The sequence below is a fragment of the Herbidospora daliensis genome (assembly GCF_001570585.1).
In the GTDB taxonomy this organism is placed as follows: domain Bacteria; phylum Actinomycetota; class Actinomycetes; order Streptosporangiales; family Streptosporangiaceae; genus Herbidospora; species Herbidospora daliensis.
This window is the reverse complement of sequence record NZ_BBXF01000001.1, coordinates 729,626-743,451: the sequence shown is the minus strand read 5'-3', so window position 1 is coordinate 743,451 and position 13,826 is coordinate 729,626. Positions and strand designations below refer to the sequence as shown.

Annotated in this window: 13 protein-coding genes; 8 read left to right on the top strand and 5 right to left on the bottom strand. The window is 69.9% G+C overall.

All coding sequences use genetic code 11. The features are described 5' to 3' along the window. Nucleotides 1-21 precede the first annotated feature (21 nt). From AW274_RS02770 to AW274_RS02755, 4 genes are read left to right on the top strand one after another with little or no spacing between them, the layout of a single operon-like run. Nucleotides 22-1,329 carry an ABC transporter substrate-binding protein gene (locus AW274_RS02770; protein ID WP_062429000.1) on the top strand — a complete coding sequence of 436 codons (1,308 nt, stop codon included), beginning with the start codon at nt 22-24 and terminating at the stop codon, nt 1,327-1,329. Beyond that, the gene (locus AW274_RS02765) at nt 1,330-2,325 is read left to right on the top strand and encodes a carbohydrate ABC transporter permease (protein ID WP_083973790.1); all 996 of its coding nucleotides are present in this window, start codon (nt 1,330-1,332) and stop codon (nt 2,323-2,325) included. Beyond that, nucleotides 2,322-3,146, top strand: a complete 825-nt coding sequence (locus tag AW274_RS02760; RefSeq protein ID WP_062428999.1) for a carbohydrate ABC transporter permease — start codon at nt 2,322-2,324, stop codon at nt 3,144-3,146. Before AW274_RS02765 ends, AW274_RS02760 begins: the two co-directional genes overlap by 4 nt. Before the next feature lie 14 nt (nt 3,147-3,160). Further along, on the top strand, nt 3,161-4,159 hold the full coding sequence (locus AW274_RS02755) for a LacI family DNA-binding transcriptional regulator (protein WP_198168991.1): 999 nt from the start codon (nt 3,161-3,163) through the stop codon (nt 4,157-4,159). Between the two features lie 13 nt (nt 4,160-4,172). On the opposite strand, the gene AW274_RS02750 is transcribed toward AW274_RS02755, so the two are convergent. Both AW274_RS02750 and AW274_RS02745 read right to left on the bottom strand, forming a co-directional pair. Beyond that, on the bottom strand, nt 4,173-5,603 hold the full coding sequence (locus AW274_RS02750) for a WS/DGAT/MGAT family O-acyltransferase (RefSeq protein ID WP_062428997.1): 1,431 nt from the start codon (nt 5,601-5,603) through the stop codon (nt 4,173-4,175). Nucleotides 5,604-5,942: 339 nt separating this feature from the next. Next, on the bottom strand, nt 5,943-6,458 hold the full coding sequence (locus AW274_RS02745; RefSeq protein WP_062428995.1) for a CGNR zinc finger domain-containing protein: 516 nt from the start codon (nt 6,456-6,458) through the stop codon (nt 5,943-5,945). Between the two features lie 89 nt (nt 6,459-6,547). On the opposite strand from AW274_RS02745, the gene AW274_RS02740 reads away from it, so the two are divergent. Next, a complete protein-coding gene (locus AW274_RS02740) occupies nt 6,548-7,420 on the top strand; it encodes an alpha/beta fold hydrolase (protein ID WP_062428993.1) in 873 nt (290 codons plus the stop codon). After that, entirely contained in the window at nt 7,417-8,199 is a 783-nt protein-coding gene (locus AW274_RS02735) for an MOSC domain-containing protein (RefSeq protein ID WP_062428991.1), read from the top strand. Before AW274_RS02740 ends, AW274_RS02735 begins: the two co-directional genes overlap by 4 nt. A gap of 109 nt (nt 8,200-8,308) precedes the next feature. Here AW274_RS02735 and polX read toward each other — a convergent pair whose 3' ends face one another. Continuing rightward, nucleotides 8,309-9,988: a DNA polymerase/3'-5' exonuclease PolX gene (polX, locus tag AW274_RS02730; protein ID WP_062428989.1), complete on the bottom strand. Its 1,680-nt coding sequence runs from the start codon at nt 9,986-9,988 to the stop codon at nt 8,309-8,311. A 5-nt stretch (nt 9,989-9,993) separates the two neighbouring features. Beyond that, nucleotides 9,994-11,328, bottom strand: coding sequence for a phenylacetate--CoA ligase family protein (locus AW274_RS02725; protein WP_062428987.1), 1,335 nt, complete (start codon nt 11,326-11,328; stop codon nt 9,994-9,996). A gap of 23 nt (nt 11,329-11,351) precedes the next feature. Between AW274_RS02725 and AW274_RS02720 the strand changes: the two genes are divergently transcribed. After that, complete coding sequence (locus AW274_RS02720) at nt 11,352-11,570, top strand: cold shock domain-containing protein (RefSeq protein ID WP_062428985.1); 219 nt, start codon at nt 11,352-11,354, stop codon at nt 11,568-11,570. Here AW274_RS02720 and AW274_RS02715 read toward each other — a convergent pair. Further along, nucleotides 11,556-11,978 (bottom strand): aldo/keto reductase, encoded by a 423-nt coding sequence (locus AW274_RS02715; protein WP_232319948.1) that lies wholly within the window; start codon nt 11,976-11,978, stop codon nt 11,556-11,558. The two genes, AW274_RS02720 and AW274_RS02715, sit on opposite strands and share 15 nt — an antisense overlap. A 19-nt stretch (nt 11,979-11,997) precedes the next feature. Between AW274_RS02715 and AW274_RS02710 the strand changes: the two genes are divergently transcribed. Beyond that, nucleotides 11,998-13,539 (top strand): recombinase family protein, encoded by a 1,542-nt coding sequence (locus AW274_RS02710; protein ID WP_062428982.1) that lies wholly within the window; start codon nt 11,998-12,000, stop codon nt 13,537-13,539. Nucleotides 13,540-13,826 lie beyond the last annotated feature (287 nt).

The window sequence follows — 13,826 nt, the reverse complement described above, 5'->3', positions numbered from 1 at the left end:
CAGAGACTCCCGGAGGTTCGGATGCCTACGACCCGACTGGCCCTCGCCGCTCTGCTCGCCGTCACCCTCGCCGCCGGGTGCAGCGGCGGCGGCGGTACCCCCGCCCCGGAACCCGAAGCGGCCGCCCCCGCCGGCCCGGTCACGCTGACGTACTGGACCTGGGCCCCGAACATGGACAAGATCGCCCAAGTCTGGAACGCCGCCAACCCCGACATCACGGTCACCGTCAGCAAACAGGCCGGCGGCGACGACGCGGCCGCCAAGTTCCTCACCGCCGCCAAGGCCGGCAACGCGCCCGACCTGGTCCAGGCCGAATACCAGCACCTGCCCTCGTTCGTCGCCGCCGACGCGGTCGCCGACCTGGCCGCCGACGCCGCCGCGCTCAAGGGCGAATACGCCGAGGGCCTGTGGGGCCTGGTCACGCTCGGCACCGACGGCGTGTACGCCATCCCGCAGGACAGCGGCCCGATGATGCTCTACTACCGCAAGGACCTCTTCGAGAAGTACGGCGTCGAGGTCCCGAAGACCTGGGCCGACTACGCCGAGGCCGCCCGCACCGTCCACGAGGCCGACCCGAAGGTCTACCTGGGCAGCTTCTCCAGCAAGGACCCCGGCTGGTTCGCGGGCCTCGCCCAGCAGGCGGGCGCGCAGTGGTGGTCGATCTCCGGCGACGCCTGGAAGGTCGGCATCGACGACGCCGCGACGACCAAGGTCGCCGAGTTCTGGGGCGGCCTGGTCGCCGAGGGCGTCATCGACGACCAGCCCTACTTCACCCCCGAGTGGAACAAGGCCCTCAACGACGGCACCCAGCTCAGCTGGCCGTCGGCGGTCTGGGGCCCCGGCGTCCTGGAGAGCAACGCCCCCGACGGCAAGGGCAAGTGGGCCGTGGCCCCGCTGCCGCAGTGGACGGCGGGGGAGAACGTCAGCGGCTTCTGGGGCGGTTCGTCCACCGCGATCTCCGCCGGGTCGAAGAACCGCGCCGCCGCGCTGAAGTTCGCGACCTGGCTCAACACCGACCAGGCCGCCCTCGACCTGCTGGTCAAGGAGGCGTTCATCTACCCGGCGGCCGCCAAGGGCCAGACGTCGCTGGGCGACCCCCCGGCCTACTTCGCCGAGAGCCAGCCCGACTTCTGGCAGCAGGCCGCGACCATCGGCACCACCGCCCGCGGCTTCACCTTCGGCCCCAACGTGGGCGTGACCTACAACGCCTACAAGGACGGCTTCGACAAGGCGCTCAAGGACAAGGCGCCGTTCGCCACCGCCGTCAAGACCATGCAGGACGCGACGGTGGCGGACATGCGGAAGTCCGGCTTCACCCTGGCGGGCTAGATGTCCATCCACGACAGCGGCGACGTCGCGCCAGGAGCTTCCGGGAGCGCGGCGGCCGGGCGCGGCGATCACCTTCGCAGAGTCGCGGGCAGGGGTCGTCGTCGACGTGCGGCGGCGCGGCCCAGTGGCGGCCGGGGCTTCGCGCCCCTGCTCTTCCTGACGCCCGCGATCGTGCTGTTCCTGCTGTTCTTCGCGCTGCCCATCGGCTACACCGTCTACCTCAGCCTGCGCCGGACGAAGGTCTCCGGGCTCGGGCTCGGGAAGGGCTCACGGCAGGAGGTCTGGGCGGGGGCCGACAACCTGACGGCCGCCGTCGCCGACGGCGAACTGTGGGCGGGCTGGTTGCGGGTGGTCGGCTACGGCGCGCTCGTGCTGGTCGTGATGCTCGGGCTGGCGCTGCTGTTCGCGCTGCTGCTCGACTCGGCGCACGCCCGGCTGGCCCGGTTCAGCCGGATCGCGATCTTCCTGCCGTACGCCGTGCCCGGGGTGGTCGCCTCGCTCCTGTGGGGCTTCCTCTACCTGCCGAGCCTCACCCCGATCGGCGGGGTCGACTTCCTGGGCGCGACGGCCGTCACCTACTCGATGGCCAACGTCGCCGTCTGGGGCGGGACCGGCTTCAACATGCTCGTGCTCTACACGAACCTGAAGGCCATCCCGCGCAGCTACTACGAGGCGGCCCGCATCGACGGGGCATCCGAGCTCGCCATCGCGCTGCGGGTCAAGATCCCGCTGCTGGTGCCGGCGATCGTGCTGACCACGGTGTTCTCGCTGATCGCCACCGTCCAGGTCTTCACCGAGCCGACCACGCTCCGGCCGTTCAGCAACACGATCAGCTCGACCTGGTCGCCGCTCATGAAGGTCTACCGGGACGCCTTCGTGACCGGCGACCTCTACTCGGCGGCGGCGACGTCGCTGGTCATCGCGGCGGTCTCGCTCGTGGTGTCGTTCGGGTTCCTGCGTGTGGTGCGCGGACGCGCGTTCGGGGAGGTCCGATGACCCGGCTCGTGCCCACCGGGGTGCTGCTGCTCGGGGCGCTCTACTGCCTGCTGCCGGTGAGCTGGGTGCTGGTGGCGGCGTCCAAGTCGCCCGCCGAGCTGTTCACCCTCGGCACCTTCGCCCCCGGGTCGGGGCTGCTGGGCAACCTGGGGGAGCTGAGCGCGTACAGGGACGGGGTCTTCTGGAGGTGGATGGCCAACACCGCGTTCTACGCGGGCGGCGGGGCGCTGCTGTCGACCGCCGTGTCGGCCGTGGCCGGGTTCGCGCTGGCCAAGTACCGGTTCCGGGGCCGGAACCTGATCTTCAACGTGCTGATCGGCGGGGTGCTGGTGCCGTCGGTGGTGCTGGCCGTGCCGCAATATCTGCTGTTCGCCAAGGTCGGGCTCGCCGACACCTACTGGGCCGTGCTGCTGCCGCAGATCCTGCATCCGTACGGCATCTACCTCGCCCGCATCTACGCCGGCGCGGCCGTGCCCGACTCCCTGCTCGAAGCGGGCCGCATCGACGGCGGCGGCGAGTGGCGGCTGCTCCGGACGGTCGGCCTGCCGCTGATGGTGCCCGGCATGGTGACGATCTTCCTGTTCCAGTTCGTCGCCATCTGGAACAACTTCCTGCTGCCGTTCATCATGCTCGGCGACGACGGCAAGTTCCCGCTGACCGTCGGCCTCTACACGCTGCTGGCGGCCGGGGCCAACCAGCCCTCGCTCTACAACCTGATCATCACCGGCGCGTTGTTGTCGATCATCCCGCTGATCGCCCTGTTCCTCACGATGCAGCGCTACTGGCGCACCGACCTGTCGAGCGGAGCCGTCAAGGGCTAGGGGAGAATGACGGGGTGAAACGGCCCACCATCCACGACGTCGCGGCGGCGGCGGGCGTCTCGCGCGGGACCGTCTCCCGGGTGCTCAACGGCGACCGCTACGTCAGCACCGCCGCCCGGCTGGCCATCGAGCGGGCCATCGCCGAGACGGGCTACGTGGTGAACCGCAACGCGCGCAGTCTGGTCACCCAGCGCGCCGGTTCGGTGGTCATGGTCCTTTCGGAGCCCAACGAGAAGCTCTTCGAAGACCCCAACTACAGCACCACCATCCGCACCGCGATCCGCCGCCTGGGGGAGCGCGACCTGTCCCTGGTGATGATGATCGCGGGCGACGCGGGCGACCGCGACCGGGTGCTGCGCTACGTCAAGGGCGGCCACGCCGACGGCGTGCTGCTCCAGTCGACCCACGCCGGAGACCCGCTGGTCGAGGCGCTCGGCGGCCTGCACATCCCGGCCGTGTCGTGCGGCGCGGTGATCGGCATGGAGAACGTCATCCCCTACGCCGCCTGCGACGAACGCGGCGGCGCCCGCCAGATGACCAAGTACCTGGCCGACCAGGGCCGCCGCAAGATCGCCATCATCACCGGCCCGATGGACACCCCCGGCGGTATCCAGCGCCTCGAAGGCTTCACCGACGTCCTGGGCCGCCGCGCCGCCAAGAAGCTGATCGAACACGGCGACTGGACCCGCCGCTCGGGCGAGGTCGCGATGGCCCGCCTCCTGGAGCGCTCCCCCGACCTCGACGCCGTCTTCTGCGCCTCCGACGTGATGGCGTCCGGCGCCCTGGCGACGCTGCGCGCGGCCGGCCGCAGGGTGCCCGACGACGTGGCGGTCGGCGGCTTCGACGACTCCGACGTCGCCATGTCGACCCACCCGCCGCTGACCACCGTCAGGCAGCCGCTGACCGAGATCGCCGAGGAGACGGTCAGGATCCTGCTCGACCTGATCGACGGCGCCGATCAGATCGAGTCGGTGACCGTGCCGACCCGCCTGGTGGTCCGCGAGTCGGCCTGAGGTCACCCTGCGGTCACTCCACGTCGACCGCGTCGGCCAGTTTCACCAACTCGGCCATCGCCTCGCGCAGGTGGTCCATGATCCGCCAGACGTCCGGCACTCTGGCCGGGCACGCGACGACGCCGAAGTCGAGGCTGCCGTCGTAGGAGAGGCACGTGATCGACAGGCCGCCCGTCAGGTCGGTGAGCACCGACATCGGGTAGTAGGCCAGCAGCCGGGCGCCGCACAGGTAGAGCGGCAGCTGCGGGCCGGGCACGTTCGACACGATCAGGTTCACCCCGGGCGTGACCTTGCCGGCCAGCCGGAACAGGTGGGGGGTCGCGAGGCCGGCGATCGGGGCGGGCAGCACCGAGCAGAGGTCGTTGAGCCAGTTCGTGCGGGACACCGCGAAGCGGCGCTTGGCGGTGGCCATCAGGCCCCTGACCGCCGACAGGCGCTCCTCGGGGTCGGCGACGTCGGTGGCCAGCGGGGTGATCATCGCGGAGATCTGGTTGCCGATGGTCTCGTGGCCCTTGTTGGTGCGCACCGCCACCGGGACCGCCGCCACCAGCGGCTGGCCGGGCAGCGCGGCGTGCTCCTCCAGCCACGACCGCAGCGCGCCCGACACGACCGTCATCACGACGTCGTTGACGCTCATGCCGAACGAGCGGCCGACGTGCTTGACGTCGCTGAGCGCGATCGACCCGTAGGCGAAGGTCCGCATGCGGGTGATCGGGCCGTTGAACGGGGTGCGCGGCGCGGCCAGCGAGGGCAGCGGCGGCAGCGGCTTCTCGCCGAGCAGGCGGCGGGCGGCGCTGGCCAGCCGGTGGGCGCCGGGCAGGCCGCCGGAGACCGGCATCGCGTCGAGGTCGGCGACCGCGCGGGTCAGCGACCGCACCGCGTCGCCGGGCTGGGACAGCAGGCGGCCGAACGCCCCGGCGAGCATCTCGGCCGGGTTGGGCGCCTTGGCGCGCGGCGTGTCGGCGGAGGGCGGCTCGACCTGCCGCTGCTCGGGCGTCAGGTCGAGGAACGCGCCGAGGATCTCCGAGCCCGACACGCCGTCGATGGCGGCGTGGTGGACCTTCGTGTAGACGGCGACGCGGCCCTCGCCGAGGCCGTGGATCAGGTGCATCTCCCAGAGCGGGCGGCTCCGGTCGAGCTTGCGGGCGTGGAGCCGGGCGACGTGGACGGCGAGTTCGTCTTCGTGCCGCAGGGTCGACTCGTGGACGTGGTCGGCGACGTCGAAGTCGTCGTCTTCGGTCCAGTAGGGCCGGTCGAGCCCGAAGGGCACGTCGGCGAGGCGCATCCGCAGCGGCGGTGCGAGGTGGACGCGGTCGCGCAGCAGCGCGACCAGCCGGTCGCGGGTGACGCTGCCGTCAAGGACGGCGACGCCGGCGACGTGGGTGACCGTCGTTTCGGACTCGGTGCTGAGGAACTGCGCGTCGAGTGCCGTGAGCTGGCCCATGGGCAACCTCCCCCTGTCGTTCTCCGCCGGATTCCGCCCCCATCCTCCTCAGGAGCGGTTACCGGGGCGTTACCAAGACGTCTCCAAGGAGCGATTCTGACAGCGCGGAATCGACTCCCCGTACTTCCCCCATAGGCGGCCAGCCCCCCGCGAACCCCCGCGAGCTGCACGAAAACCAGCGAACCTTCCGCAAAGGTAACACTTCGCTACTCGACGATCACCGGGTGCGCCACGATGGCGTCGAACAAATACCCCATCTTGCCGTATGCCATGATCTCTGGCTGCCTGTACCCATTGTGATCTACCGCTCTCGCGGGCGGCACTCCGGGGGTCTCCCGGTCAGTCGGCGGCGCGCGTGTTCCGCCGCCGTTCGTAGTGGCGGCGGGCCTTCATGCGGTTGCCGCACCCGGCCATCGAGCACCACCGGGCGCTGTTGCTCTTGGAGCGGTCGACGAGGAACAGCGTGCACTCGTCGGTGTTCTCGCAGGCGCGCAGCCGGCCGGGCGCGGTGCGCCGCAGGGCGTCCCACGCCACCACGGCGCGGGCGGCCAGCGCGTGGTCGCGCGGGGTCGAGAGCCGCCAGGCGAGGCCCGTGTCGTCGAGGAGCGGCCGGTAGCCGACGCCGTCGAGCGCGGGCGCGAGCGCCGCGGGCGCGGCCCGGTCGTGGATCAGAGCTTGCAGCGTGTCGCGGGTCGAGCGCAGCAGGCCGAGGTCTTCGCCGAGCGCCTCCTCACCCGCGTGCTCGGTCAGCCAGGCGCGGGCCGTCTCGGGGTCGGCGAGCAGGTCGGTCACCTCGCCCGAGATGGTCGGGGTGGTGTTGAGCAGGGCCAGGAGCAGCCCTTCGTCGTCGACCACGTCGTTCTAACCTCCATTCGGTTGTTGACAAGGTTACACCTCGTCTGCCTACGATCTAACCGTCATCAAGATGAAAGGTGGTTAGAACGATGGATACTGTGGTCCACCACCGGTACGCCACGGTCGACGGGCATCGGCTCTTCTACCGCGAGACCGGATCACCCGACCTGCCGACGATCGTGCTGCTGCACGGCTTCCCGACCAGCTCGTTCATGTTCCGCAACCTGATCCCGCGGCTGGCGGGCTATCGGGTCATCGCGCCCGACCACCTCGGGTTCGGGCTCTCCGACGCGCCGCCGGTCACCGAGTTCGACTACGGCTTCGACGCGCTGGCCGACCTCACCGCCGGGCTGCTCGGCCAGTTGGGCGTCGCCCGCTACGCGATCGGCGTGCAGGACTACGGCGCCCCGATCGGCTGGCGGCTGGCGCTGCGCGACCCCGGCGCGGTCGTCGCGGTGATCACCCAGAACGGCAACGGCTACGACGAGGGCTTCGTCCCCTCCGGCTGGCAGGCCGTCTGGGACTACCAGCGCGACCAGAGCCCGGCCAACGAGGCGGCCCTGCGGACGGCCTTCACGCTGGAGTCGATCCGCGGCCAGTACGTCACCGGCGTCGAGGACGAGAGCGTCGTCAGCCCCGACACCTGGCACCTCGACCACGCCTTCATCTCGCGGCCCGGCAACGCGGAGATCCAGCTGCGGCTGTTCCTCGACTACGCCACCAACCCGCCGCTCTACCCGGCGCTGCACGAGTGGCTGCGGACCCGGCAGGTGCCGGTGCTGGCGGCCTGGGGCGTGCACGACCCCTTCTTCGGACCCGACGGGGCCCGCGCCTTCGCCCGCGACACCCCGCACGCGGAGGTCCACCTGTTCGACGGCGGCCACTTCCTGCTGGAGAGCGCCGGAGACGAGGTCGCGGCGCTGATCCGCGCGTTCCTCGCCAAGTACCATCCGACGGCATGAGCCAGGGATCCGTGACGGCGCTGCGGCGCTACCCGGTCAAGTCGATGCTCGGCGAGGACGTCGAGGCGGCGGCCGTGACCGAGCAGGGCGTCGAAGGCGACCGGGTGGCCGCGCTGCTCGACGTGGCGACCGGGATGGTGGCCAGCGCCAAACACCCGCGCCTGTGGCGCGACCTGCTCGGTTTCGCCGCCCAATGGGACGGCGGGACCCCGCGGATCCGCTGTCCCGACGGCCGCACCGTGCCGGCCGGCCACGCCGCCGACGCCGTCTCACGGGCGCTGGGGCGCGAGGTCCGGTTGGTGACCACCCGGCCCGAGGGCGCGACGGTCGGCCGCCCCGACCCCGAAGCGGTCATGGACGCCGGGGTCGACGCCGACGTGCCCTTCGTCCACCTGCGGATCGGCCAGGGCACGCCGGGCGGCAACTTCGTCGACTACGCCGCGATCCACCTGGTGACCAGCGCCACGCTCGACCGGGCCGGCGCTGACATGGTGCGTTACCGGCCCAACCTGGTGCTCGACCTGCCCGATTCCACGCCCTACGCCGAGAACGACTGGACCGGGCGGGAGCTCGCCGTCGGGCCGGTGGTGCTGCGGGTGCTCGCGCCGACCCCGCGCTGCGCGGTTCCGACGCTCGCCCACGGCGACCTGCCCCGCAGCGCCGAGGCGGTCAGGACCCTCCTGCGGGACAACCGCGTCGACGGGTCGCCCTGCCTGGGCGTCTACGCCGAAGTCGTGCGTTCGGGCGAGCTGGCCGTCGGTGATCGGGTGGCCTTCTGAGGCGTGGCGGCGGGCCGCCGGGAGCGGGTGCGGGGCGCCGGATGCGGCGCCCGGCCGGGGGCGGGGGTCGGCGCCGGCCGGGCGGGAGCGGTAACGGATGAAAGGCTTTTCAGCGGCCGAGGAAGTGCAGCAGTTTCTCGATCGGCCAGGTGTTGATCACGTCGTCGGGGGTCAGCCAGCCGCGCTGGGCGATGCCGACGCCGAACTTCTGGTTGTCGAGGTGGGGGATGGCGTGGGAGTCGCTGTCGATGGAGAACTTGACGCCGTGGTGGCGGGCCAGGCGGACCAGGTCGGAGGGCAGGTCGGCGCGGTCGGGGTAGGCGTCGATCTCCAGCGCGGTGCCGGTGCGGGCGGCGGCGCGGAAGACCGCGTCCCAGTCGGCGTCGACGCCCGGCCGCTTGCCGATCTTGCGGGTGGTCGGGTGGCCGATGATGTCGACCTGCGGGTTCTCGCAGGCGGCGATGAACCGGCGGGTCATCTCGTCGCGTGACTGGTTGAAGTGGGAGTGCACGCTGGCGACGCAGACGTCGAAGCCCGCCAGGATCTCCTCGGGCCAGTCGACCGACCCGTCGGGCCCGATGTTGAGCTCGCTGCCGTGGAGCAGCCGCATGTCCGGATAGCTCTTCTGCAGCTCGTCGAGCCGGGCCCGCTGCGCCAGTGCCTTCTCCAGCGTCATGCGCTGCATGACCAGGTCGGGGGCGTGGTCGGTGACGGCGTAGTAGGCGTAGCCGCGCTTGGCGGCGGCGGCCAGCATGTCTTCGAGGGTGGCGATGCCGTCGGTCAGGTCGGTGTGGGTGTGCAGGTCGCCCTTCAGGTCGTCGAGGGTGACCAGCCGGGGCAGCTCGTGCTTGAGCGCCGCCTGGATCTCGCCGCCGTCTTCGCGCAGCGTCGGCGGGATCCACTCCATGCCGAGCGCGGCGTAGATGTCCTCCTCGGTGGCGGCGGCGATCACGTTGTCGTCGGCGTCGAAGAGTCCGTACTCGGACAGCTTCCACCCCTTCTTCACACACATCTCACGCAGGTGGACGTTGTGCTCCTTCGACCCCGTGAAGTAGATCAGCGCGGCCCCCCACGACTCCTCCGGCACCAGCCGAAGGTCGACCTGGAGCCCCCGGTCGGTGCGGACCGACGTCTTCTTCTCGCCCCGCGCGATCACCTCGGTGACGTAGGGCTGCGCGGCGAAGGTCTCCATCAGCTCGGGCGAGCCCACGGCCAGGATGTCGATGTCGCCGACCGTGTCGCGCATGCGCCGCAACGACCCGGCGAACGTCATGTGGTCGGCGTCGAGCGAGGCCATCACCCGGTCGGCCAGCTCGGCCGCGACGCCCAGATGCACGCGGGTCTCGGCCATCTGGGCGATGCCCTTGAGGATGTTCTCCTCGGTCTTCGGCCCGAAGCCCTTCAGCCCCTTGAGCCGGCCGTCTTTGATCGCCTGTTCGAGCGCGGCGGGCGAGTCGATGCCGAGCTCCTGGAACAGGAACAGCGCCTTCTTCGGCCCGAGGGTCGGGACCTTCGTCAGCCTGCGCACCCCGTCGGGCACCTTCGACCGCAGGTCGTCGAGCTGCCGGAAGCTGCCCCGTTCGAGGAACTCCTCCATCTTCTTCGCGATCGCCTCGCCGACGCCCGGGATCTGCCGCACCGGCGTCTCGCGCAGGTCGTCGGGGTAACCGGCGATCGACTTGGCCGCCTTCTGGTAGCTGCGCACCCGGAAGGCGTCGCCGCCGTTCAGCGCGAACAGTTCGGCGTACTCTTCCAGGGCCGCAGCGGCCTCGTCATTCGCCCGTGCCATGTCGATCAGCGTACATAGCGGTGCTTGACGCCGGGCGGGAAGTCGGCGGGGTCGGCGTAGGGCCGCAACGTGACCAGCGGCAGCTGCCTGCGCTCGGGGACGTAATGGGCGAACTCGCTGTTCAGCCGCCGGAGATGGGTGACGATCTGGGCGGCGATCTCCTTGGCGAGGTCTTCCGACGGGTCGTGGCCCGGGGCCAGCTCGACGGTGACGTGCAGGCCGTCGGCGCTTTCGGGGGCGCTCAGCACGAACTTGCCGGTCACCGCCTTGTTGACCTCGGGTTGTTCCAGGCCGACGGAGATGTTTTCGGCGTAGACGTTCGCGCCGTAGAAGGAGACGGCGAAGCGGCTGCGGCCGAAGACGTAGACGAACGGGAGCTCGGGACCGTCGTGCTGCGGGCGGATTCCAATTTGTCGCAGCATGTCGGCGTAGGGGATCAGGCCGCCCTCGTCGGCGATGTGGTAGCGGATCAGCGGGATGCCGTTGTCGCCGCTGAACAGCAGGGTGCCGTCGCACTCCTCGAAGTAGCGGACCGCCGGGTCGTACTGGACCAGCGTCGGCAGGCGGTCGGCCTTGAACAGCTCCCTGGCCTTCTCCGGGTGGGCGGCCAGATGGCGCCTGATCTCGATGGACAGGGGTGTCTCGTTGCCCAGGACGCCGGCGTCGGCGGTGCCGTACAGGGACGCGAAGGAGGTGACCGGGTCGGCGATCCCGGCCCGCTCGGCCACCAGCGAACGCCACTCCTCGGAGAAGACCTCACCCGCGGTCACGATCTTGATGTTGTACGACGCCCAGGGGAGGTCGAGGGTGTCGATGACATCCTTGACGAACGGCGGGTAGCCGAACAGGACCGTCTGCTCGGCGAGCGGGGCCAACTGGGGCACCACCCTTTGGATCTCCGCGGGGTTGTTGCCCGGGGCGACGACGGTGATGGGGTAGCCGCGGTCCTGCAGGTGCCTGATGCAGGCCAGCGTGAACAGGCCGCCTACCCAGGTGCCGAGGGAGAAGCAGACGACGGCCAGCGTCGGTCTTCTGCCGAAGCCGTCCATGACCTGGGCGAAGCGGTCGGCGATGACCTTCTCGTCGTCGGCGGTCCTGGCCCAGAACGACGGCTCGCCGGTCGAGCCGGAGGAGACGGCGATCATGCCCTGGAGCACGCCGTCGCGGCAGAGGTCGTTGAGGGGGTGGCGGCGGGTGTAGTTGTCCTTCGTCGTGAAGGGGAGCGTCGCGAAGTCCTCCGGCGTCCTGATCGCGGCGGGGTCGACGGCGTGTTCCCTCAGGAAGGCGGCATAGGCCGGGACGGTGGCCGCGACACGCTGGAACAACTCGATGGGCGCCATGGTCGCGACTGTATCGTCCGGGTATGGGCGTTCGAGGGGTCGTACGGGAGTGGCACGCCGACCTCGGGTGGGGAGTGATCGACTCGCCGGAGACGCCCGGGGGCGCTTGGGCGCACTTCAGCCACATCCAGGCCGACGGCTACCGGGCGCTGAGGGCCGGGCAGGCCGTCGACCTGGAGTTCGAGGCGCCGGGGCAGGACGGGTATCCGTATCGGGCGGTGTCGGTTTCAGAAGTGGGCTGACCTGGGCTGGTAGCCCTCTTCCAGGGTTGCCCGTTCCTTGTCTGACAGGTCGAGGCCGATGGCGGCCAGGGCGTCGGCGATGTGGCCGTCTTTCGTGGCGCCGATGATGGGGGCGACCATGCCGGGCTGGTGGAGCAGCCAGGCCAGCGCGAGGGTCGCCGGGGCTGTGCCGCGCTCTGCTGCCAGTTCGGCGACCTTGGCCAGGACGTCGGCGTCGCCGGGGCCGCCGTAGAGGAAACGCTGGCGGTCGCCGTCGCCTTCCTGGCGGGTGGTGTGGCGGGTTTGGCCGGCGCGGGCCAGGAGGCCCCTTGCCAAAGGGGACCAGGGGATGAGACCGACGCCTTGGTCGGCGCAGAGCGGGATCATCTCGCGTTCCTCCTCGCGGTAGAGGAGGTTGTAGTTGCGCATCTCATGCATGATGAGGCGCATGCAGAAGCTCTCGGTAGCGCTGACCAGCGGGATGATCCCGGTCGTGTCCTACGCTCGCGCCTCCGCCGACCTTCGGCGGGATGAGCACAGCGTGGAGGACCAGCACCGCATCAACCACGAGACAGCCAAGCAGAATGGCTGGGTCGTGGTGGCGGAGTTCACCGACAACGACAAGTCGGCCGCCAAGATGGATGTAGTGCGCGATGACTTCGAGCTCCTGCTGAAGGTCCTCAAGGCGGGCAAGCTGTCCGAGGGCGCTCCTGTTTCCGGCCTGGTCGTTGTCGCTGATGACAGGCTGGTGCGGCGTCCCGGTGACTACGAGCGGGTCGTGGATGCCTTCACTCACCGCGACGGGCGGGTCTACGCCGACAAGCGGCAGGTCAAGGACCTGTACAGCGAAGACGTGGAGAGCATGGGCCTGTTCGGGGCGGTGATCTCCAAGATGGAGGTCCGCAAGATGCAGCGCCGGATGCGCACTTCTCACCAGTCGCGGGCACAGCGCGGCGTACCGAGTGGCGGGCCTCGACCGTTCGGGTGGAAGGACGACCGACGCACTCTCGACCCGGCTGAGGCCGATCTTGTGCGCAAGGCGGCCCGGGACTTCATCGGTGGCCGGTCGGTGTATTCGATCGTCATGGAGTGGCAGCGCCTCGGCGTGAAGACCAGCCTCGGCAACGACTGGATCTCGCGGTCGCTCAAGGTCGTGCTGACGAACCCGCGTCTGTGCGGGTGGCGGGAGATCGGCGGGGAACTCGTCCGTGGTCCTGACGGCAACCCGGTGGAAGGCGTCTGGGAGACGATCATCTCTCCGGAGGAATGGCAGACCATCCGCGACATGTTCGACGGGCGAAAGGGTCACTTCGTCCGGCGGAACGGCGAACTTGGTCCGGCTCATTCGCCGGACTACCGGGACGCGCGCTATCTGCTGGTCGGCATCCTGCGGTGTGGGAAGGCGGGGCCGGACGGCGTTCTGTGCAACACCAAACTGCGGGTGACCGGGCAGACGGATGTCAGGCAGCACGCATATGCCTGCCCGTCCAAGTCAGAGGGCGGCTGCGGTGGTGTCTCGCGGCGGGGTGACCTCGTGGACGAGTTCATCTCTGAGGCGCTGCTGGCGAGTCTCGAAGACAAGGAGATGGGCCGGCGGCAGGGAGTCCGGCCTCAGGAGTGGGCGGGCGCGAAAGAACTGAACGACGCGCAAGTACGTCTTAAGGCGCTCTCTGTTCAGTGGAATTCCGGCGGCATGTCCAATGACCTGTTCTTCCAGTTGGCCGGCGACCTGGAGAAGACCATCGCTCGCCTTCGCGGCGAGTCGAAGAGGCACACGGCGGCGGTGGAGCGCGAGACGGCCCGGCAGGTCATCGATGTGGAGGACTTCCGTCGACGCTGGTATCTGCCGGAGGAGGAAGGCGGTATGCCGCTGTCCACGAAGCGGGCCTATCTGCGCGAGGCGTTTCGAGCGGTGATCGTTTATCCGGGGATCAAGGGGAGCAAAGTATTCAATCCCGACCTCCTGGACCCCATTTGGTCTGAAGGCTGAATCACGTTCGGGAACTGTCGGTGTGGCCTGGTAGTTGTAGATGGCACGGAGACACGCGAGTGGCTCTCAGGCAACTACGAGTCGCATGCCGGGGTGGCGCCTGGCGCGGGGTAGCTCCCCAGCGGTTTGTTCGACCGCGAATCGCTGACCTAAGCCAACAAACAAAAATAAAAGATGAGGCTGGGGTGGGCTCTCGGCCGCCGGGTGGCGCCAGTGGAGAACGTTTCCACACCAAATAGCCAATACATGATTGCCTCCAAATAACTCTCGATGAAGCGACTCGTCTG

Coding starts and splice junctions, on each gene's coding strand:
- AW274_RS02715 (WP_232319948.1), bottom strand. CDS start 11,978: ATGCGCAACTACAACCTCCTCTACCGCGAGGAGGAACGCGAGATGATC.
- AW274_RS02710 (WP_062428982.1), top strand. CDS start 11,998: ATGCAGAAGCTCTCGGTAGCGCTGACCAGCGGGATGATCCCGGTCGTG.
- AW274_RS02725 (WP_062428987.1), bottom strand. CDS start 11,328: ATGGCGCCCATCGAGTTGTTCCAGCGTGTCGCGGCCACCGTCCCGGCC.
- AW274_RS02760 (WP_062428999.1), top strand. CDS start 2,322: ATGACCCGGCTCGTGCCCACCGGGGTGCTGCTGCTCGGGGCGCTCTAC.
- AW274_RS02720 (WP_062428985.1), top strand. CDS start 11,352: ATGGGCGTTCGAGGGGTCGTACGGGAGTGGCACGCCGACCTCGGGTGG.
- AW274_RS02750 (WP_062428997.1), bottom strand. CDS start 5,603: ATGGGCCAGCTCACGGCACTCGACGCGCAGTTCCTCAGCACCGAGTCC.
- AW274_RS02765 (WP_083973790.1), top strand. CDS start 1,330: ATGTCCATCCACGACAGCGGCGACGTCGCGCCAGGAGCTTCCGGGAGC.
- AW274_RS02735 (WP_062428991.1), top strand. CDS start 7,417: ATGAGCCAGGGATCCGTGACGGCGCTGCGGCGCTACCCGGTCAAGTCG.
- AW274_RS02740 (WP_062428993.1), top strand. CDS start 6,548: ATGGATACTGTGGTCCACCACCGGTACGCCACGGTCGACGGGCATCGG.
- polX (WP_062428989.1), bottom strand. CDS start 9,988: ATGGCACGGGCGAATGACGAGGCCGCTGCGGCCCTGGAAGAGTACGCC.
- AW274_RS02770 (WP_062429000.1), top strand. CDS start 22: ATGCCTACGACCCGACTGGCCCTCGCCGCTCTGCTCGCCGTCACCCTC.